This is a genomic window from Rhizobium sp. BK529 (genome assembly GCF_014194105.1).
GTDB lineage: Bacteria > Pseudomonadota > Alphaproteobacteria > Rhizobiales > Rhizobiaceae > Rhizobium.
Genome location: NZ_JACIAU010000001.1, coordinates 2,536,023 through 2,556,663 on the forward strand (window position 1 = coordinate 2,536,023; position 20,641 = coordinate 2,556,663).

Below are 20,641 nucleotides of genomic sequence, written 5' to 3' on the forward strand. Positions count from 1 at the left end.
AAAAGAAAGGGCGGCACCGAATGCCGCCCTACCCTGTCCATCAGTCAGAGAACTGAGCTCAGAACTCGGTCCAATCTTCCTGGACGACAGCGGCGGCCGTTGCCTGCTTGCCGCCGAAGGCCCTGGTGACCTTGCCTGCAAGCGTGCGGGCTGGAGAGGCGACCGGGCGGGACTGAGAGGTTGCGGCAATGGTCCGCTGGACCGGAGCCGACGCCTCGGCGCCGAGCTTGAACTGGCGCAGCAGGTCATCGAGAGCGGAGGCTTCCTGGGCGAGTGCGTGGCTGGCAGCCGTCTGCTCTTCGACCATGGCGGCATTCTGCTGGGTGCCCTGATCCATGTTATTGACGGCAGTGTTGATCTCCTGCAAGCCGATGGACTGTTCGCGGGTGGCCGTGACGATCGCGCCGACGTGGCGGTTGATTTCCTGGACCTCGGCGACGATCGCCTCCAGCGCCTTACCCGTTTCGTCGACAAGGCTGACGCCCGAATTGACCTGTTCGCTCGACGTATTGATCAGCGCCTTGATTTCCTTGGCGGCATTTGCCGAGCGCTGAGCGAGCTCGCGCACTTCCTGTGCGACAACGGCAAAGCCCTTGCCGGCTTCGCCGGCACGGGCCGCTTCGACCCCGGCGTTCAGAGCCAGAAGGTTTGTCTGGAAGGCGATATCGTCGATGACGCCGATGATGTTGGAGATTTCGCCCGAGGACTTTTCAATCTGCTGCATGGCAAAAACCGCCCTGCGAACCACTTCGCCGGACTTTTCGGCGCCGAGGCGGGTGCGTTCGACGAGGTTGCCGACATCTTCAGCGCGCTTGGCGGAGTCACGCACCGTGGTCGTGACCTCTTCCAGAGCGGCCGCGGTCTCTTCGACGGCAGCGGCCTGCTGTTCGGTGCGTTTGGCAAGATCATCGGCGGCAGAGCGGATTTCGCCAGCACCAGCATTGATGGCAGACGCGTTGCGACCGACCGACTGCAGGGCAGCCTGCAGCTTTTCGACGGCATTGTTGAAGTCGTTGCGCAGGCTGTCATATTGCGGGGCGAAGGGTGTATGGATGCGGGCTGCGACATCGCCATTGGCAAGGCCGGCAAGGCCGCCAGCCAGGGCTTCGACGGCGAAGCGGATTTCGCCCTCTTCGCGAGCCTTCTGCTCGTCACTGATCTGACGCTGACGCTCGGCTTCGCCGCGCATGCGGTCGGTTTCGCCGGCGAGTTGCTGCTTTTCGATCGCGGCGTCCTTGAAGACTAGGACGGACTGAGCCATGCGGCCGACTTCGTCCTGACGACCGGTCGCCGGAACTTCGATATTATGGTCGCCACCGGCGAGACGGTCCATGGCGGCTGTCATGCCGACGATCGGGCGGACGATGGTACGCGACAGGGCCCAGGCGAGTGCGGCAGCGGCGAGCGCTGCGGCAATGCCACCAGCCAGAAGCGTGGCCTTGAGGTCGCTATTGGCTTCCGACTGCGCGGCAGCGAGAGCCGTGGACTTGTCGCGGGCGAGCGATTTGATCTTGGCGGAGGCGGCGCGGAAACCGTCGAGCTGGCCCTTGGTAGCGTTGACACCGATCTTGACGACATCTTCAATCGGCGTTTCGGTTTCCTTACGGGCCTTGGCCTGCGGCTCGGCGAGTTCGTGGAAATAGAGGTCTGCAGCCTTCTGCATGTCGTCGATCATCGAGACCAGTTCAGGCTGAGAAGCGGCGGTCTGCTTGGCAGCGGCAATCGCCTTCAGCATGCGCTCGCGGTTGGCGAAAATATCACCGTAGGTGCTGTCGCTGCGGAAGAGTATGAAGCCGCGCAGGTTGACCGCCTGCTCGAGCATGGCCTGCAGCGCGTCGTCGATCTGGTTGACGAGAAGCTCGGACTTTTCCTGCTCGGCGGAAGCACTCGCCGATATGGTGGCCTTGGAATAGACGAAAGCGGAAACGGATACGAAAATAAGGATTAGTGCTGCGAAGGTGGCCGCAAGCTTGCCATTCAAGGATATGTTTCGGGCGAACATCGGTCAATATCTCCTGGCGACAAAAGGCGCGACGAGGGGCGGCCGCACGCAGGCACAGCCACAAGACTTCTTGATGAGGAACATGATCGGCGGGGAGGACGCGGGAGCCTTCATGGCACGAAGCGATTCAAAACGCGAACCGCTGCAATCAAAGTGAACCTATGCGGGCAGGGATTTAAATTTGTTTAAATTTGTGCGCCGCAGCACGGATGCGTTTAAATAATACCGTGAGCGCTTTTGCTTATTTTCGAATGGACTGGCCCGCGAACGCGCGGCGACACGAGTTTCACAAGCAATAAAATGCTTGCAACCGGCGGCTTTGCCGGTCATTCACAGCCGATGTCCGATCACAGCCAGCGCCTCGACCAGCTTCTCGTTACCCTCGGCCTCTTTGCGAGCCGTTCGCGGGCGCGCGATGCCGTTGCGCGCGGCACTGTGAAGGTCGCCGGCAAGGTGGTTACAAAGGCGGGCGCGGTCTTCGGCCCGGATGCCGCCATCGAGATCGATGACCCGGCGCAAGACTATGTTTCGCGCGCGGCATTGAAGCTCGTGGCAGCACTCGACCATTTTGGACTCGACCCTGCCGGGCGACACTGTCTCGATGTCGGCGCATCGACCGGCGGTTTCACTGAAGTGCTGCTGGAGCGGGGCGCCGCGCATGTGACGGCAATCGATGTCGGCCATGCGCAGATGCATCCGAGGATATCAGCCGATCCGCGCGTGACCAATATCGAGGGGCTGAACGCTCGCAATCTGACGGCCGAGGATGTAGGCGAGCCGTTCAATTTCATCGTGTCCGACGTCTCCTTCATTTCACTGAAGCTGGCGCTTGCCCCGGCACTCGATCTTGCCGAGGCCGGTTCGCTTGCGGCAATCCTCGTCAAGCCGCAGTTCGAAGCGGGGCGCGAGGCGATCGGCAAGGGCGGACTCCTGAAGGATCCGGCGTCCGGACCAGATGTCGCGGCGGAGCTGGAGCGCTGGTTTACGCAGGATATGGGCTGGAAGAGTTTTGGGCTCATCTCCTCGCCCATTTCAGGCGGCGACGGCAATCAGGAATTTCTTTTGGCAGGGACGAAAGCGTGAGCACGGAAACCATTACCATCGACAGGCTCGGCGCACAGGGTGACGGCATTGCCAACAGCAAGGACGGGCCGGTCTACGTGCCCTTCACGCTGCCCGGCGAGACGGTCGCGATCGCCCGCGTCAAGAACCAGGGCACCGTGATGTCGATCACGTCGGCCTCGCCCGACAGGCAGGAGCCGCCCTGCCGGCATTTCGGACCTGATGGCGTGAATGGCAGTTGCGGCGGCTGCACGCTGCAGCATATGGCGGATGCGCCCTACCGCGCCTTCAAGCGGCAGCTCGTCATCGATGCGCTGAAATCCAAGGGGCTGACACCTGAGGTCGGCGAGATCGTGGCCGCCCATCCAGGCGAGCGCCGACGCGTGGTCTTTGCGGCGCGCAAGACCGAGAAAGACATGTTGATCGGCTTCAACCAGGCCGAAAGCCACCACATCGTCGCGATCGAGGAATGTCCCATCTCGTCGGCGGGGATCGTCTCCCGTCTGCCCGCGATCAAGGCCGTCGGGGCGGCGGTCGCGACCAATGCCGAGGCCTTCCGCATCGCGGTGCTCGAAACGCTCTCCGGCCTCGACCTGGCGGTCGAAGGCGTGAAGAAGCTTTCGGACCAGCAGCGGCGCAAGGCGATCGAGGTCGTGCTCGGCCTTCGCGGCATTGCGCGCGTTTCGCTTGATGGAGAAATCCTCATCGAGCCGGTGAAGCCGATCGTCGATTTCGGCGGCGTACAGGTTTCACCGCCGGCGGGCGGCTTCACACAGGCGACGAAGCCGGCCGAAGAGGCGATGGCGAAGCTGGTGCTTGCCCATGTCGGCAAGGCCAAGCGGATCGCCGATCTCTTTGCCGGCGCCGGCACCTTTTCGCTGCAGCTCGCCCGCATCGGCCGCGTGCATGCCGTCGAAGGTGACGGCAAGGCGATGGCCGCCCTCGACCACGCAGCTCGCAATACGCAGGGTCTGAAACCCGTTACCGTCGAAAAGCGCGATCTCTTCCGCCGTCCGCTGATGACTTCAGAGCTCAAGGTCTTCGACGCCGTGGTCTTCGATCCGCCGCGTGCGGGCGCGGAATTCCAGTGCAAGGAGCTGGCGCGTTCGATCGTCAAAAAGGTCGTCGCCGTGAGCTGCAATCCGCTGACACTTGCCCGCGATCTCGCCATCCTCGTCGAGGGAGGATATCGGATCACCTCCGTCACGCCCATCGACCAGTTCCTATGGACCTCGCATGTCGAAGTCGTGGCAACGCTGGAGAAATAGTCACCTCCTGACTCGCGACCGTGAAACGGCTTCGCAGCGCGGGGGTTAAGCGCGCTGCGAACTGCGAGGCTGTGGGTAATTCGGACAAGGGGGGTCGTACGAAACACGTCACGCGCCCGGACGGTGGGGGATCCGTCCTCCGTTCAATAATTAGATCGTCCTTAAGGGAAGCTTTAAATTGACATATGATAATAACCGCTGATTTTTAGGGGCTCAGCGGCGCAGGAAAGCCTCGAAGGCAGCGCGAGCCTCAGCGCTTTTAAGGCGTACGGCGAAATGGCGAGCCTCTTCATCGATGCGCGCGAGAATCTCATCCCGCGGACCGCGAAGGAGGTCGCGGGCGATCTTCAGCGCTTCCGGCGGTTTGGCGGCAAGCTTTGCAGCCGCGGCCAGCGCCTGGCCTTGCACCTCTTCCGGTACCGTCACCTTCCAGATCAGGCCGGCTTGTCTCGCGTCCTCGGCAGTGAAGCCCTCGCCGGCGGCAAGCATGGCAAAGGCTCGCTGATGACCCGTGATGCGCGGGACGATCAGGCTGGAGGCCGCTTCCGGCACCAGTGCCAGATCGACGAAGGGTGTGCGGAACTGGCTGCGATCGGAGGCGATCGTCAGGTCGCAATGCAGATTGAGCGTGGTGCCAATACCGATCGCCAGACCGTCGACGCCCGAGACCAGCGGCTTTTCGGCATTGACGAGCGCATAGAGGAAATCGATCAGTTCCTGCCCCATGCTGCCCCCTGTCGCCACGGCAAGGAAATCGCCGAGATCGTTACCAGCCGAAAAGCAGCCTTCGGTGCCGAGGAAGAGCGTCACCCGGATGCCGGCATCGCTGTTTGCGGCATTCAGCGCATTCGTCATCGTGCGATACATATCGCGGGTGAAGGCGTTCTTCTTTTCCGGCCGGTTGAAGCGGATGATCTGGACAGCCGGATTTTCTACAGATCGCTCGATGATGACGGGATCACTCATTTTCAGCCCCTCAGGCAAAAACAGAATGGGCGGCGGCAAGGGCTTCGGCGCCGTTGACGACACGGTCCTTCAGCGCCGCCGTTTCGGACAAAAGATTTTCGGCGGCAAAGCGGCAGAGCGCGATGCGGCCCTCGCCTGCCCTATCGGCCGGTCGGGCGAGGCCGCCTTTGGCGAGATAACAACCGACCAGAGCAAGGCCGAAGAGGCGCTGATAGGGCGTCGCGCCCGACAGAGCCTCTGCCGATTGGCCCCGGGTAAGGCGGGTCAGCAGCCAGTCTGTCGCCTCTTCGAGATCTGTAATTGCGGCCTCCAACCTCTCGGCCGTCGTGCCGAAACCATCGAGGTTTGAACTGCGGACGGCCTCGGCGATCGCCTTCAGCTCGGCGATGAAAACTCTGATCTGCCCGCCGGCCGAAAGAGGCAGTTTGCGGGTGACGAGATCGATCGCCTGAATGCCGTTCGTGCCTTCGTAGATCGGGGCAATGCGGGCGTCACGCAGGTAACGGGCAGCACCCGTCTCCTCGATGAAGCCCATGCCGCCATGAACCTGAATGCCGAGGGAAGCGACGTCGACGCCGGCATCGGTCGCGAATGACTTGGCGATCGGCGTCAGAAGGGCGGCGCGCTCCTGCCAGTGCTCGCGGCGATCGGCGGCGCGATGCGCCATGTCGATTGCATGGGCGCAGGCATAGGCGATGGCGCGCGAGCCCTGTGTCAGCGCCTTCATCGTGAGCAGCATCCTGATGACATCGGGATGGTCAATGATCGGGCTCATGCCGGAGCCGTTCCAGCCAGGCGCCCTGCCCTGCGTGCGCTCCCTGGCATAGGCAATCGCCTTTTGGGTTGCCGCCTCGCAGATCGCCACTCCCTGCATGCCGACGGCGAGACGGGCGTTGTTCATCATCGTAAACATGCAGGCGAGGCCCCTGTTCTCCTCGCCGATCAACCAGCCGACCGCACCTTTCTCCCCGCCGAATTTGCCGTCACCATAAATCATCGTGCAGGTGGGCGAGCCATGGATGCCGAGCTTATGCTCCAGCGAATGGCAGTAGAGATCGTTGCGGGCACCAAGCGAGCCGTCGTCGTCGACGAGGAATTTCGGCACGAGGAAGAGCGAGATGCCACGCGTGCCCGGTGGCGCATCCGGCAGACGGGCAAGGACGAGATGGATGATATTTTCAGCCACGTCATGTTCGCCCCAGGTGATGAAGATTTTCTGGCCGAAGATGCGATAGCTGCCGTCCTCGCAGCGTTCGGCGCGCGCTTTCAGCACGCCGAGATCGGAACCGGCATGGGGTTCGGTGAGGTTCATGGTGCCGGTCCACTCGCCCGACACCATGCGCGCCAGATATTTTTCCTTGAGGGCCGCGCTGCCGTGCACGTTCAGAGCCTCGACGGCGCCCATTGTCAGCGTCGGGCAAAGCGCGAAGGCCATGGAGCCGGAGTTCCACATTTCGAGGGCTGCGACGTTCAGCATATGCGGCAACGCCTGGCCGCCGAAGTCCTCTGGCGCGGTCAGGCCATTCCAGCCGCCGGCCGCCCAATTGCGGTAGAGATCGCGCCAGCCGTCGGGCGTGCTGACCTCGCCGTCAGAAAGACGAGCGCCCTGACGGTCCCCGATCTCGGCGAGAGGGGCGATTTCCTCCGTGGCAAATCGTCCCGCCTCGGCAAGGATGGCTTCGACGAGATCCTCGCCAAGATCGCCCAGAAGGCCGCTGTCAATCGCCTGGGCCATGCCCGCGACATGTTTCAGCGTGAACGCGATTTCCTCGACAGGCGCCTTATACATTCCATTTCCTCCACATTCAGCTCACGCGTGGCAAAGCCGGTACGCAAGTGCCTCCCTCCAAAAAGAGCTATTTGATTTTTACGTAAACGTCAATTTGCTTTCCGTCGATAACCTTTATCGAAGACTCGTTTTCCCTTGTGCACTTGCGCAAACAGACGTGATGGAGAATCTCTAAGCGTGTCGCGATCTTCCAGATCGCTGCCAAGCTTCAGATCTTTGTTTATGCATGTCGTTATCGCAAAACCGCTACACACTTTTGCGCGACATGCTTTTTAGGATTGATCGCTTTCGCGAGAGGATAGGCAACAATGGATACCTTGCCCGTCAACATACCCGGCCTTGTATGGGCTTACCGTTTCTCGCCGGAAAGCAAGAAGGCTGCGCGGCTGCAAAACAACGCGACGGCTGCAGAGCTGACCGCAGACGACGGTTTCTATTGGCTGCATCTCAACCTCGCCGATGCCCGTGTGCCGGCCTTGCTTGATACGCTCGGCGTGATTGACGATGCTAAGGCGGCACTGATCACACGCGACACACATGCAGTCCTGACTGTCGACGAGCAGATGCTCTACGGCACGCTGGTGGACTGCCAGCGCGAATTCGATCAGGACACAGCGGATCTCGGCTGGCTGCATTTCGCCATCTCCGACCGGTACATCATCACCACGCGCCTGCAACCGCTGAGAAGCGTGGAGCGGACACGCGTGATGATCGAGAAGAATCCCGGCAAGTTCACTCGCCCCGTCGATCTCTTCGAGCTGCTTGTGACCGAGTTCCAGCGCACGCTGATCTCCGTCGTCATGGAGCTTACCGACGAGCTCAACCTGATCGAGGACTTCGTTTACGACAATGCACCGCGCGATGAACGCCGCCGGCTTGCTCCCGTCCGTCGCACGATCGTACGCCTGCACCGTCATCTGCGCACGGTCCTCGCGCTGATGCGGCGAGCGGCAGCCTCCGACGAGGACGAAATGCCCTTCGGTTTCGACGATATTGCCGGGCGGCTGACAAGCCGGCTGGAGACAGTGGATCACGATATCTATGCGCTGCAGGACCGGGCGAGACTCTTGCACGAGGAAATCGACTCCAAGCTTTCCTCGGAGACGAACCGCCATCTTTACATCCTGTCGATCATGACGGCTTTTCTGTTGCCGCCGACACTGGTGACCGGCTTTTTCGGCATGAACACGGCCAATCTGCCCTTCGCCGTCGGAGACTACGGTACCGAATATGCTGTAGGACTTATCCTCGCATCCATCGTCTTTGCCTGGTGGCTCTTGAAGCGAGTGAATATTCTCTGAATGAAAACGCCCGGCTCAATGGCCGGGCGCCTCTCTCGATCTCTGGCTGCGCCTCAATAATAGGGCGAATAGCACTGCTGGCGCGGACCGTTATAGGGCTGGAACGTATTGTCATAGGCCCGATACGAGCGGTAGCGGTTTTCGCACCAGGCGACGTGGCTCGGATTGATGCCCGAGGGCGCCGGGGCAGGCGCGTAATAGCGCGGCTGAGCGGCAATCGCGCCGCCAATGATGGCGCCGGCACCGAAGGCTGCCAGCGGATACCAGTAACCGTTATAGTGACGGTAACCCGGACGATAATAGGGATAACCCCGATAACCGCCATACCAGCCCGGGCGATAGGCAGGACGATAGTGCGGATAGTAACCGGGGCGGTAGTAGCCCCTACCATAGTAGCGGCGGTATTGGACATTCTCGAAAGGCGAAGATTTTTCCACCTGCGGGGCGGCCGGCATCTGGATTGCCTGCGACGGCACGAAGCTCGTCACAACGACGGCGGCGGCCATAACCGCGGTCGCGACCTTCTTATTCAGCCCAAACATTACGTATCTCCGATCAAAGAGCGAAAAAGCCCGCCGATAACGGATTAAGCGGAAGACTGTTCCCAAAACCCGCTGACGGCATCTACGCTCCGTTTCTACCGGAGGCGAAATGAACCGAACATTAACCGGTTAGGAACACCTTAGGCGACCACCGAAAGCTTGGCCTGATCGCCCTGCAGGCGGTTGATCATGAAGTTCGAATACCATTCGAGAAACTGCATGACGCCGCCTTCATGGGCAGCCGAATAAGGACCGGGCTCATAGGCCGGCGAGCGAATGCCGGAAGCATTCTCCTCGACGATGCGGCGGTCCTGATCGTTGGTCTCGGTCCAGACATGCGTCAGTTCATCGATATTATAATCCACCCCTTCGACCGCATCCTTGTGGACGATCCACTTGGTCGTGACTGCCGTCTCATTGGCGCTGAGCGGCAGCACGCGGAACGAGATGGCATGATCGCCAAGCAGGTGGTTCCAGGTCGTCGGATAGTGGAACAGCAGCATGGTGCCGATTTGGTTGATCTTCACGTCGTCGGAGAGCGGGCGCGTGACGGCGGGCCGGCCGGACATAGTGTAGCTTTCGGCATCCTCGAGAAGCGGCATACGGGCGGTGCGGAACTGTCCATCCGGCGAGATCTGAAACTTGCTCGGCAGCCCGGCTTCCTCGCAACGCGCCCAATGGCCGGCGATTTCCGGGTCGTCGGCACCACCATCCGTGCCCGTCACGCTCGGCGCTTCCGGATAGGTGCGGCAGAGCTCAGGATGGTTTGCCGCGCAATGATAGCATTCGCGGTTGTTTTCCCAGACGAGCTTCCAGTTGCCCTTCTCGATGATGGTGCTCTGGAAGGCGATCTTAGCTTCACCGATGCGGTGCGGAGCCATATAGGGCTCGATCTTGTCGCGCACAGGCTGGAAGTCCGGCGCGGCGTTGGCAAGGCAGATGAAGACGTAGCCAGCGACGGTCTCGCAGTGAACCGGCTTCAGTCCATAGCCGCTCTTGTCGAAATCATCGCCCATATGGCGGGCGAAAGCGAGCTTGCCGTCGAGGTCGTAGGTCCACTGGTGATAGGGGCAGACGAGACGAACCGAGGAGCCGTGCTCCTTGGTGCAGACGCGCGAGCCGCGATGGCGACAGCTATTGTGGAAGGCGCGAATGACATTGTCGCGGCCGCGCACGATGACGACGGGATATTCGCCGATCTGGACGGTGAAATAGGCGCCCGGCTTTGGCAATTCGCAATCATGACCGACGAACAGCCAGTCGCGATAATAGATCATCTCCATGTCCAGCCGGAAATAATCCTCGTCGGTATAGAAGGGCTGTTCGAGGCTGAAACCCTCGCGGCGGCTCTTGAGCTGGCGCAAAACGTTGCTGCGAATATCCATATGCCTATCCTCGTACATGCGGCTGCCATCCTGTTGGAATAAGGCAGCGGAAGCGCGCCCGCTTCCTTCTCCTTCCGGAGAACTGGTCATGGCGTCATTTAAACACCGAGCATGTCGGCGGCTTGGTTGTAAAGCGACATCGGCTTCGAAATTGACGACAGGAACCCGAACGGTCCCCGATATCATTCATTCGCCCTTGATTATCGTCAGTTGCGACATCTTGTGGAGCTTGAGACACGAGCAGGTCCAGTGTCGCATGCAAATACCTATCGCATTTGCGACATGTCACGCCCCAGCTCACCTGCCGCGTCTTCTTCCTGTTATTTTAACAGGGCGTTAAGCACGAAATCCTATTCTTGACAGTGACCGACACAGCGAAGACTGCGACAGCCATGGCCAAACTTCGATATTTCGACAAGCGGGAAGAGACCAAGCCTGCCGAACCACGGCTTCTCACGAAGCACTCGGAGTTCCTGCGCACCGGCCGCATCAGCCGCCGCCGCGAAGATTGGCTGCCAGAGGAACGCCGCTATCTGACCCATGAGGAGGTGGCTGAAAAGACGGCACGCAAACTGCAGGCCGCCGGTGAAAAGACCCATCAGAACATCAATGGCTTCCACCGCGCCATCCAGTTTCCGAAGATGATCTTCCACCGGACGCTGGCCGACAGTCCGCATCTCGGCTACTGCCACGTCACAGCTTCGCGCACCAAATTTGCGCACTATGACGAGGTAGCTTGGGCTTTCTATATCGCCAACTTCTATTCCGACATCGGCGACAACGACAATTTCTTCGACAATATCGCGGTTCAGAATTCACGCATGTATTTCGCCGTTGCAATCAAGCCGGGCGAGAGCACGCCGGAGAGAATGGTGGTCGACCGCTCGGTGCGCGGCAACGGCCTGCTCTTCCGCACCAACGATCCACAGATCGCCATCCGCAACATCCTCCTGCTCGGCGCCCGCAACGAGCAGCTTCGCCAGATCATCCGCCAACTATAGGCCCATGAGCTCAGGACGGGATTGATCGCGCCGCCACGAAGGCCTAATGACTGCCGGACGAAAACCGGGCAGGCCATGGCACGAATAATCGACATCAATGCGGACAGGCAGGCGGCGCTGGAGGCTGGCTGCGCGGCACTTGCCGAAGGCTTCGCAATCGCCATCCCCACCGAGACCGTCTATGGGCTTGCCGCCGACGCGACCAATCCGGTGGCGATCACCCGCATCTATGAGACCAAGGGCCGACCGCGATTCAATCCGCTGATCTGCCATATGGCCGATCTTGCCATGGCCGAAAATTATGCCGAATTCGATCCGATCTCGCGCGCGCTCGCAGAAGCCTTCTGGCCCGGTCCGCTGACGCTGGTGCTTCCGCTGAAATCAGGCACCACGATCCATGCACTGGCGACCGCAGGCCTGGACAGCGTCGGCATCCGCATACCCAAGGGCTTTACGGGCGACCTGATCCGCGCCTTCGGGCGGCCGCTTGCCGCTCCGAGCGCCAATACGTCAGGCAAGGTGAGCGCCACGAGTGCTGAGCATGTCGAAGCCGATCTCGGCGACAAAATACCGCTGATCCTCGACGCGGGCGCCAGCGCGGTCGGGGTGGAATCGACGATCGTGAAGGTCGAGAACGGCGAGCTTCGGCTGCTGCGGCCGGGCGGCCTGCCGGCCAGAGACATCGAGCGGGTGGCCGGCAAGCGATTGCTGCGTTTAAAGAAGGCCGCGGCGGCGATCGAAGCGCCAGGCATGCTCGCCTCGCATTATGCGCCGGGTGCAGCCGTCCGGCTCGATGCCACCGAGCTTCGACCCGGCGAAGCGCTCGTCACCTTCGGGCCGCAGATGGTGGCAGGTGCCGAACATGCGGCGATCAAGCTTAATCTCAGCCCGCGCGGCGATCTTGCTGAAGCGGCCGCCAATCTTTTTGATTACATGAAGAAAGCCGATGCCAGCGGCGCGGCCATGATCGCCTTCTCGCCAATTCCCGACGAGGGGCTTGGAGAGGCGATCAATGACCGACTGCGGCGTGCGGCAGCACCGCGCGAGTGAGGAAGAGGGACCGGGGCTCCATGAGCAGCACAAGCATTTCTGCAGAGATCATCGACCGTTTCACCGCCATTGTCGGCGAGAGATATGCGCTGCGTAGTGAGGCGGATCTGGCGCCGCACCTGATCGAAAACCGCGGCCTCTATCACGGCTCCTCCCCTCTCCTCTTGAAACCCGGTTCGGTCGGGGAAGTCTCCGCAATCATGAAGCTTGCCACCGAAACCGGCACGGCGATCGTGCCGCAGACCGGCAATACCGGCCTCGTTGGCGGGCAGACGCCGCGCGAGGGCAAGGCGGACATCATTCTTTCGCTCGAGCGCATGAACAAGATCCGCGATGTCGATCCGGTCGCGAACGTATTGATCGCCGATGGCGGTGCGATCCTCGCCGAGGTGCAGAAAGCGGCCGAGGCACACGGCCGGCTGTTTCCGCTGTCGCTCGGCTCGGAAGGCTCCTGCCGCATTGGCGGTAACCTTTCCACGAATGCCGGCGGCACGGCGGTTCTTGCCTACGGCAACATGCGCCAGCTCTGCCTCGGCCTTGAAGTCGTACTGCCGACCGGCGAGATCTGGGACGGGCTTCGCCGTCTGAAGAAGGACAATACGGGATACGATCTGCGTGACCTCTTCATCGGTGCAGAAGGCACGCTCGGCATCATCACCGGCGCGGTACTGAAGCTCTTTCCCCAGCCGCTCGGCCATCAGGTGGCCTTTGCGGGGTTGTCCTCGGTGGAGGACGCGCTTGCGTTCTTCAATCTCGCGTCCAGCCTTTGCGGTGCCTCGCTCACCGGTTTCGAGCTGATGCCGCGCTTCGGCGTCGAGATTACCGTGCGCCATATCGACGGCGTGCGTGATCCGCTGGAGACGCCGCATGACTGGTACGTGCTGATCGATATCTCCACCTCGGATTCCGCCGAAACGGCCGAGCGGATGATGAATGCGGTGCTGGAGCAGGGTTTCGAAGCAGGCCTCGTGCAGGATGCGGCAATCGCCGCTTCCGTCGCACAGCAGAAAGCGCTCTGGCACATGCGCGAAAGCATGTCGGACGCCCAGAAGCCAGAAGGCGGCTCGATCAAGCACGACGTTTCCGTGCCGGTTTCGAAGGTTCCGGATTTCATGAGAGAAGCCGGAGAAGCTGTACTGGCCGCCATGCCCGGCGCACGCATCTGCGCCTTCGGCCATATGGGCGACGGCAATATTCACTACAACATCTCGCAGCCGGTTGGAGCCGACAAGGACGCTTTCATCGCCCGCTGGCATGAGATGAACCATATCGTGCACGCACTGGTGCTTGCCCATGGCGGCTCGATCTCCGCCGAGCACGGTATCGGTCAATTGAAACGCGACGAGCTGGCATCGATCCGGCCAGCAATTGAAATGGAGCTAATGCGCCGCATCAAGCGCGCCTTCGACCCGGCCGGCATCATGAATCCCGATAAGGTGGTGAGCCTCTAGCTCCTTCATGTCATTCCGGACGCAAAACTGCTGAATAGATTGCTGGAGTTGTTTTAAAGGCTCGCGCCATTGTCACAGTAGCGATGCCGCCTGGCCGGTGCCACCGGTGAGGAGTTGCAGCGCCGGCGATTGCTGGGTGTTGTTCTGGATGTCGTACATGGCCGTGAAGCGCTTGAGGAGCTTGTCGACCTTCTTCGGATCCTGCAGATCCTCGAGCTTTACGAAGCGGCCTAGCAGATCGACCTGCTTGGCCACATCCATCGACGACATTTGCTGCGGCAGGCTGTAGGCCGTCTGGACGACCTGATAGAGAGCCTTGTCACCGAGGATGCCATAGAGCGAGGTGATGTCGCCTGCCTTGCGCTTGAAGTACAGCGCTAGGCGAACGCCATCATTCTTTTCGCCCTCCTGGGTTTCCAGGGTCATCTGCACATACATCTGCTGTGTATTCGCTTCGGCCTGCTTGTCTTGGATCGTGCCCATCTTTGCACGGGTCAGGTTGCCGTCCTTGTCGAAGTTGAAGGAGGCGACGATCTCCTTGAAGCGAGCATCGGCCGTGGTGTTGAGGTAGCTCTTCTTGTCGTCCGGATCGGATGTGAAGATCTTCTTCAGCGTATCCTTGTCGTATTTCTTCGGATCGAGGCCGTTTGCAGTCAGCACGAGATCCGTCAGGCGCTTATCGGCCAGGAAATCATCGAGCGACGTTATGGTTGGTATGGTCTTGCCGAAATAGTCCACTTCTGTCGTGGCGGCCTTGGAAGCGCGATCTTTCGCCGGGCCGTCCTTCATCAGCATTGTCACATGCGACTTATAATCGGTCGCATATTTCGTCATGGTGGCGGCAGACAAAGCCGACATAGGCTCTGCAGCCTTGCCATCAGGACCGAAATTGAAAGCGCGCACCATCTTGGTAATGCGGTCATCCTTGAAGGATGCGACATATCCCTTCGGATCATAGGGGTCACTGACGAGCAGCTTGCGCATGGTGGAACGCGAGACATCGTCCGACGTCAGGCCGTAAGCCTGAAGTGCCATCTGATACAGATCCGGATAGGAGTCGTTACCGAGAAGCGTATCGGCAGTAGCATTGGTCTTCATGAAATCATTGACGTTCTTCACGCCGTCGGAGTCGTCCATTCGCGACTTGTAGTTCGCGATGATGCGGTCAATGAGATCGTTGCCCTGATTGTTGACGCGAGCGGTGTAATTGTCCGACGTATTTGATGCCTGCTCGCCAGTCTGGGCTGACGTCGAGGTTGGCAGCGATCCATCCGCGGCAAAATTGAAGGCTGCGTTGAGATCGGCCTGACCAACGGAAGCGGCATGTGCCGGGTCGGTGAGGATATTCTTCAACTCCGCATCGGTCGTGTCGAAGCTCAGACCGTAGGCCATTTTCAAATAATCTGTCAGCGACGAATCGGCGAGCAGCTGATCGACATCGTTGACGTCGCCCATCCGATCCAGAATGCCTTCCTCCCGAATGTTGGCGGCCGAGTTCAAAGAGGCCATCTGCGTACTAGTCTGCGCCGGAAGGCCGGGGACAGCGGTGCCGTCCGCCTGGAAATTGAACGCCGCCTTCACGTTGGCGTAGGGGCCGGTGCCGCTCTGATCGGTGAGAATGTTGTGCAGATCGGCATCCGAGACGCTCGTTGGAATGCTGAAGGCATAACGGATGTAACTGTTGAGCTTCTGGTCAGCCAGCAACTGATCGACGCTGGAAATCCAAGGCATCGTACTGCCGTAGTAGGTGGCGGCGTCGCTTACCTTCTGGTTCATCGCGGCAACCTGGTCGGCATTCTGCGAGAGGGTGTTTTGAGCGACCGTGCCGTCCTGACGGAAATTGAAGAGCTGATAGACGTCACTGTAGCCTTGGGCAGCCGCGACCGTCGGATCGGTCAGAATGCCGCGAAGCGTGGCATTGTCGATGTCGTTACCGATCTGCATGCTGGTGCGCAGGAAGCTGACCAGCTTGTTGTCGGCAAGGAAGACGTCAACGGCAGCGGTCGAACCATCGTTGGAGAGATCGCCGAGTTTGGTCTGGTAATAGGAAGAGTTGTTTGCAGCGAGCTGGCTGATGCCCTGAAACTGATCGAAGTTTTGTATCGCGCCATTGACCGAACCATCCGCGTTGAAATTGAAGGCATCGTGGATGTCCTGATGGCCTGCGGTGGCTGCATAGGCGGAATCCATCAAAATGTTCTTCAGTTCGGAATTGCTGAAATCCTGACCGAGCCCGTAGGCATCCTTGATATAGGAGGTCAGCACTTTGTCGGAAAGCAGTTCATCGACATTATCGATTGGGCTGATGCCGCCTGGCGGCATCATCATGTTCGAGAAGTAACCCGAGACGTTTGTCGCACCATTCACGATGCCCGTCAGCTGGTCGTAGGACTGCGCGCGCTCCGTCGGAGATACAGTACCATCTGATTTGAAATTGAAGGCTTCGTAAGCATCGCCCAGATTGACCGAACGGGCATAGGCCGGATCGGTCAGAACACTTTTCAGCTGTGTAAAGCCAGGATCCATGTTGAAGGCGGACCGAACGTAGTCTGCAAGCCGTTTGTCGTTGACCAACTGATCGACATTGGTGATCGTGCCGATCTTGGACAGATAGTAGGCCTTGTTGAGGTCGGACATCGCCGGGCTGGTATAGTACACATCGCTGGCCGTGCCGTCGCGGTCGACGATCTGCGGCGCAGTCTTGATATTATACTGTTCGATGACGTTGCTCTTCTGTGCCGCGGTCTGGGCAACACCGCCGACAGCGGGAGCGCGGAAGGCGTAGAGCGACGCAACGGTCTGGGTCTGATCGGCATTCTGCGCAGAACCAGTGACCGAGCCATCGGCATTGAAGCTGAAATAGGACCGCAGCTCCTTGTATTTGTCGCCGACATAGTTGAGAGACGGATCGGGATTGCTGAGCGGCGCATCGCCACCAAGCGTCGAAGGATCGCTTGTTAGCACCATCTTGATGAAAGCGTCGTCGGCCGTTGCCGGATCAATGCCGACGGACTGCAGCGCCACCGTGCGCAGGCGCGGATCGGCGAGCAGATCGTCGACCGACTGTACCGAACCGATATTGTCGCGGAAATACTGGGCGTCGCCATTGTCGGGCTTGAAATTGAACTGCTGGGCGAGTGCATAGAGCTTGTCGCCGACATATGTCTTGTTTGGATCGAAGCTCGGATCGCTCGGGTCCGGCGCATTGCCGCCAAGCTTGCTGATGTCAGTTGTCAGGACACCGGCAATGTAGTCCTTCGACATATAAGTCGGGTCGATGCCGACGCTCTTCAATGCGTAGTTCAACAGGCGGGAATTGCCGACGAGGTCCTGGACGGTCTTCACATCGTCCATCTGCGCACTGTAATAATTCGTTTCAGTTACAGCCTGCTGTGCCGCATCGGCAAAGGACTGCTTGTAGAGGCCGATCAGATCGTCTTCTTGGGCATCCGTCTGGATATCCTTGGGCGGTGCATTGAAGTTGAAAGCGGCAGCGAACTCCTTGTAACGGGTGTCGGAAAGCTTGTTGGCGAAGCTGTTCGGATCCGTAAGATCGCTCTCCAGGACCTTCTTCATGAAGGCCTTGGCATAGGTCATGTCGTCAAGGCCGTAAGCTTTCATGGCGTAGCTGTAGAGCTTGTAATCGCCAAGGAAGTCGTCGACGTCCTTCACCTTGTTGATATTGTCGGCGTAATATTGGGCGTCTTTCTTGACCTGCGCCTGATTGGCGACGCGATCCAGACTCTTGGGCATATCACGAGACAGAATGACGTATGCCAGGGATGCCGTGATCATAAGTGCGCCCTTTTCAGCAATATCTTTAAAGTATGACGGACTATTGGTGCGAGCATTATGCCACCCAAAGCTTACCCGAGGCTTACCTGAAGCTGTCCCGCGTTGACGCAAGGGCGCGTTCACCAACCGGAAACCTTGCCATATTCAGTTTTGCTAACCATCCCCGGAGGCAGGATTTTCTTAACCGCGATTTTTAAGCTGTACGGAACGGGGGCCGCCTATTGTCAGGCCATAGAGGACGAAAAGTCCCAAGGAGAAGACCGGAAACCGGCTCTCAGGTAAGACAAGGGTAGAAATGAAATGAAGAATACCGTTCTGAAGCCCGTCTGGGCTGGCACGACATTGCGTCTTGATCCGTCTCGCTTTCCGCAACAGGTAAGCTATGCCATCCACGACCATGCCGGTGACGTCAGCATAACGATCGACGAACGCGGCGCGGTTCTACGAAAAGTTCTCCCTTCCAGCGGCCTGCCGCTCTCCATCGCCCTGCCGCGACGCGTCTTCAAAGGTGTTGCAGCCCGCGCCATCGACCATGGCAATGGGGAGGTCACGGTGACGCTCGAACTGCATCACGAAGATCCGGAACTCTGCATTCCGTTGCTCGTCGCCCACGATCTGGGCGATATCGCCGCCGACTGGCGCAGCTGGTCGGAAGCCTTCGGCATTCCCATGCTGATGGTGGAAGCCGACGGCGTCGCGCGTCCGCTCGAAGAGCATCTTGGCGGTCTGCGCACCGGTGAAATGAAACCGCGCCGCCGCCATTCCTATTTCGCAAACCGCCGCCCGCGCTTCCTCGTGCGCCGCACGACCGGCAAGCTCGGCGTCATCATGAAGATCGAAGGCAAGGAAATCATTGCCCGCAACTGAGCCATAGGCTCAGAACCTCATTACAAACCCATCTCAAGAGCGCTGTGCGTCCGGCACAGCGCTCTTTTTTTGATCTGCGCATCCGGCTTTCCAAACATCGAGTTCGATTTTCGGGCCGTTGCCTTGCCGGGTTTTTCAGTTCGCGGTCAGGGAATGGCGAACAGCAGCGAGACTAACAGGCCGAGGAAGATAATCAATCCAACGCGGGTGTTCGATTTGAAGAGCGCAAGGCACTGGGCGCCGTCATTGATATCGAGCGTCCTGATCTGCCAGGCAAACATGCCGGCCGCGACCAGCAGACCCACGAAGGCGAGAAGTCCAACGCCAGCAAATGCGAAGGACAGGAACATCAATACGAGCGTCAGCCCGTAGAGGCCGATCAACGCCAGGTGTGTGCGATCGCCGAACAGGCGGGCGGTGGAGCGAACACCGATCAGCTCGTCATCCTCCTTGTCCTGATGGGCGTAGATCGTGTCGTAACCGATCGTCCAGACGACAGAGGCGGCATAAAGCAGGACGGCTGAGAAGGACAGGCTGGCGAAAATCCCTGCCCAGCCCATGAGCGCACCCCAGGAAAAGGCAAGGCCGAGGAAGAATTGCGGCCAATCAGTAAAGCGCTTGGCGAAGGGATAGAGCGCGACGATGCCGAGCGACAGCACGCCGAGAAACACGGCAAACCAATTAAACTGCAACAGCACGAACAGGCCGACCAACGCCTGCAGTCCGATGAATATCTTTGCCTGCCGGCGCGTCACACGACCCGACGGCAGCGGACGCGACCGGGTGCGCGCCACCTGCATGTCAATCTCGTGGTCGACAAGGTCATTATAGGTGCAGCCGGCGCCGCGCATGGCAACCGCGCCGATGAAATACAGGAACAGATGGTAAAGCAGCAGGGCGCCGGAAAAGACGCGCGGCTCGATGGCTGCATTGGCGGCGAGCGTCGCCGACCAGAAGCACGGCCACATGAGAAGCTGCCAGCCGATCGGCCTGTCCCAGCGCGCCAGCTGCGCATAGGGCCACAGCCAGGGCGGCAGGATGCGGTAAACCCAGTTCTCCGAGGGCGCATCGGCAACACGCCCGTTGAGATCGTCCATCTGTTGCATGCGGCCATCTAGCGATGGGCGCCTCACATGGTCAAGACTTCATTACCGATGAGCCTCGTTATGCGGTTCAATCGAGGCGCCACACCCTGCAGGGCTTGCGCCTCTTGGAGGGCGAAGGGAAGCTGTGGGCCAAAGGCAGTTGGAGCGCCTATCTCTGACGCGCGCTCAAGGCTCGCTTCACATCTTCCTCAGCACCGTCCAGTAAAGAGACCAGGGCCCTGCTCGCCGCAGCGGGATCGCGATTTTCTATGCTGTCCACGACCTCCTGATGCAACGGCAGCGAATGGCTTTGGCCCTGCGGATTATCATCGGAAAGCCGGAAACTGATTACCAGCGCAGTCTCGATCAGCGCTGCCAGCGAACCGATCAATTCATTGCCGGACATGCGCAGCACCGCCTGATGAAATGCGAGGTCAGGAACCGCAAAGCGCGCACCATCATCGCCCGCCAGCTCCATTTCGACGAGCAAAGCGCGCAAATGCTTGATCTCTGCCGAGGTGGCACGTTCGGCGGCCAGCGCACCAGCCGTCGGCTCGATCGCACGACGCAACTCGAAAAGCGAGCGGGCGTCCTCGGCGGTGGTTCTTCCCCCATATCGCCACAACAACACGTCCGGATCGAGAAAATTCCATTCCTGGCGGGGGCGCACGCGAGTGCCGATCTTCGGTCGGGATTCCACCATGCCCTTGCCGGCCAAAACCTTGATCACCTCACGCAGCACGGTGCGGCTTACCCCATGCGCGGCGCTCCAGTCGTCCGCGTTCGGCAGCTGATCGCCGGGAGAAAGATCCCCCCGCACGATGCTTTGGCCGATCTCGTTGAGCACCCTCGTATGCAGGCTGCTGCCGGAGATCCCCTCCATGCGCAGCGGCGCCATGAGAACCGATGACCGCACTCTCGCATTCTTCGTATTCTTCATACTATTCATACTAATGTCACATCGCTCCCCTATTACCGCTCTCATAGAACAAGCGTTTCAGTTACGTCAACTCATGATATGTAAATTAAAAGCCGAAGCCATGTGTAAGTTGAGCAAAGCAACCAGAAATGGAAGAT

At 59.8% G+C, this 20,641-nt stretch carries 15 protein-coding genes; 7 read left to right on the plus strand and 8 right to left on the minus strand.

Translation table 11 applies throughout. The features are described 5' to 3' along the window. Nucleotides 1-58: 58 nt before the first annotated feature. The gene (locus FHX08_RS12925) at nt 59-2,002 is read right to left on the minus strand and encodes a methyl-accepting chemotaxis protein (RefSeq protein WP_132652374.1); all 1,944 of its coding nucleotides are present in this window, start codon (nt 2,000-2,002) and stop codon (nt 59-61) included. A 300-nt stretch (nt 2,003-2,302) separates the two neighbouring features. On the opposite strand from FHX08_RS12925, the gene FHX08_RS12930 reads away from it, so the two are divergent. Both FHX08_RS12930 and FHX08_RS12935 read left to right on the plus strand, forming a co-directional pair. Next, nucleotides 2,303-3,085 (plus strand): TlyA family RNA methyltransferase, encoded by a 783-nt coding sequence (locus FHX08_RS12930; RefSeq protein WP_409527394.1) that lies wholly within the window; start codon nt 2,303-2,305, stop codon nt 3,083-3,085. Further along, nucleotides 3,082-4,332, plus strand: coding sequence for a class I SAM-dependent RNA methyltransferase (locus tag FHX08_RS12935; RefSeq protein WP_132652376.1), 1,251 nt, complete (start codon nt 3,082-3,084; stop codon nt 4,330-4,332). Before FHX08_RS12930 ends, FHX08_RS12935 begins: the two co-directional genes overlap by 4 nt. A gap of 213 nt (nt 4,333-4,545) precedes the next feature. On the opposite strand, the gene FHX08_RS12940 is transcribed toward FHX08_RS12935, so the two are convergent. Continuing rightward, nucleotides 4,546-5,298 (minus strand): crotonase/enoyl-CoA hydratase family protein, encoded by a 753-nt coding sequence (locus FHX08_RS12940; protein ID WP_132652378.1) that lies wholly within the window; start codon nt 5,296-5,298, stop codon nt 4,546-4,548. A 10-nt stretch (nt 5,299-5,308) separates the two neighbouring features. Continuing rightward, nucleotides 5,309-7,087: an acyl-CoA dehydrogenase gene (locus FHX08_RS12945; protein ID WP_132652379.1), complete on the minus strand. Its 1,779-nt coding sequence runs from the start codon at nt 7,085-7,087 to the stop codon at nt 5,309-5,311. A 308-nt stretch (nt 7,088-7,395) separates the two neighbouring features. On the opposite strand from FHX08_RS12945, the gene FHX08_RS12950 reads away from it, so the two are divergent. Then, a complete protein-coding gene (locus tag FHX08_RS12950) occupies nt 7,396-8,388 on the plus strand; it encodes a transporter (RefSeq protein WP_132652381.1) in 993 nt (330 codons plus the stop codon). A gap of 53 nt (nt 8,389-8,441) precedes the next feature. On the opposite strand, the gene FHX08_RS12955 is transcribed toward FHX08_RS12950, so the two are convergent. Both FHX08_RS12955 and FHX08_RS12960 read right to left on the minus strand, forming a co-directional pair. Beyond that, nucleotides 8,442-8,930, minus strand: coding sequence for a BA14K family protein (locus FHX08_RS12955; RefSeq protein ID WP_132652383.1), 489 nt, complete (start codon nt 8,928-8,930; stop codon nt 8,442-8,444). A gap of 140 nt (nt 8,931-9,070) precedes the next feature. Beyond that, nucleotides 9,071-10,315, minus strand: a complete 1,245-nt coding sequence (locus tag FHX08_RS12960; protein WP_132652384.1) for an aromatic ring-hydroxylating dioxygenase subunit alpha — start codon at nt 10,313-10,315, stop codon at nt 9,071-9,073. A gap of 392 nt (nt 10,316-10,707) precedes the next feature. Here FHX08_RS12960 and FHX08_RS12965 point away from each other — a divergent pair, with 392 nt between their 5' ends. From FHX08_RS12965 to FHX08_RS12975, 3 genes are all read left to right on the plus strand, one after another. After that, nucleotides 10,708-11,316 carry a DUF6656 family protein gene (locus FHX08_RS12965; protein ID WP_132652386.1) on the plus strand — a complete coding sequence of 203 codons (609 nt, stop codon included), beginning with the start codon at nt 10,708-10,710 and terminating at the stop codon, nt 11,314-11,316. A gap of 75 nt (nt 11,317-11,391) precedes the next feature. Then, a complete protein-coding gene (locus FHX08_RS12970) occupies nt 11,392-12,366 on the plus strand; it encodes an L-threonylcarbamoyladenylate synthase (RefSeq protein WP_132652388.1) in 975 nt (324 codons plus the stop codon). A 20-nt stretch (nt 12,367-12,386) separates the two neighbouring features. Continuing rightward, nucleotides 12,387-13,817 carry an FAD-binding oxidoreductase gene (locus FHX08_RS12975; RefSeq protein ID WP_132652390.1) on the plus strand — a complete coding sequence of 477 codons (1,431 nt, stop codon included), beginning with the start codon at nt 12,387-12,389 and terminating at the stop codon, nt 13,815-13,817. A 72-nt stretch (nt 13,818-13,889) separates the two neighbouring features. On the opposite strand, the gene FHX08_RS12980 is transcribed toward FHX08_RS12975, so the two are convergent. Beyond that, entirely contained in the window at nt 13,890-17,612 is a 3,723-nt protein-coding gene (locus tag FHX08_RS12980) for a DUF1217 domain-containing protein (RefSeq protein WP_184327218.1), read from the minus strand. A 300-nt stretch (nt 17,613-17,912) separates the two neighbouring features. Here FHX08_RS12980 and FHX08_RS12985 point away from each other — a divergent pair, with 300 nt between their 5' ends. Then, nucleotides 17,913-18,479: a DUF6101 family protein gene (locus FHX08_RS12985; RefSeq protein ID WP_132652393.1), complete on the plus strand. Its 567-nt coding sequence runs from the start codon at nt 17,913-17,915 to the stop codon at nt 18,477-18,479. A 146-nt stretch (nt 18,480-18,625) separates the two neighbouring features. Here FHX08_RS12985 and ubiA read toward each other — a convergent pair whose 3' ends face one another. Both ubiA and FHX08_RS12995 read right to left on the minus strand, forming a co-directional pair. Further along, nucleotides 18,626-19,585, minus strand: coding sequence for a 4-hydroxybenzoate octaprenyltransferase (ubiA, locus tag FHX08_RS12990; RefSeq protein WP_132652395.1), 960 nt, complete (start codon nt 19,583-19,585; stop codon nt 18,626-18,628). A gap of 148 nt (nt 19,586-19,733) precedes the next feature. Continuing rightward, a complete protein-coding gene (locus tag FHX08_RS12995; RefSeq protein WP_245508241.1) occupies nt 19,734-20,462 on the minus strand; it encodes a FadR/GntR family transcriptional regulator in 729 nt (242 codons plus the stop codon). Between the last annotated feature and the right edge of the window lie 179 nt (nt 20,463-20,641).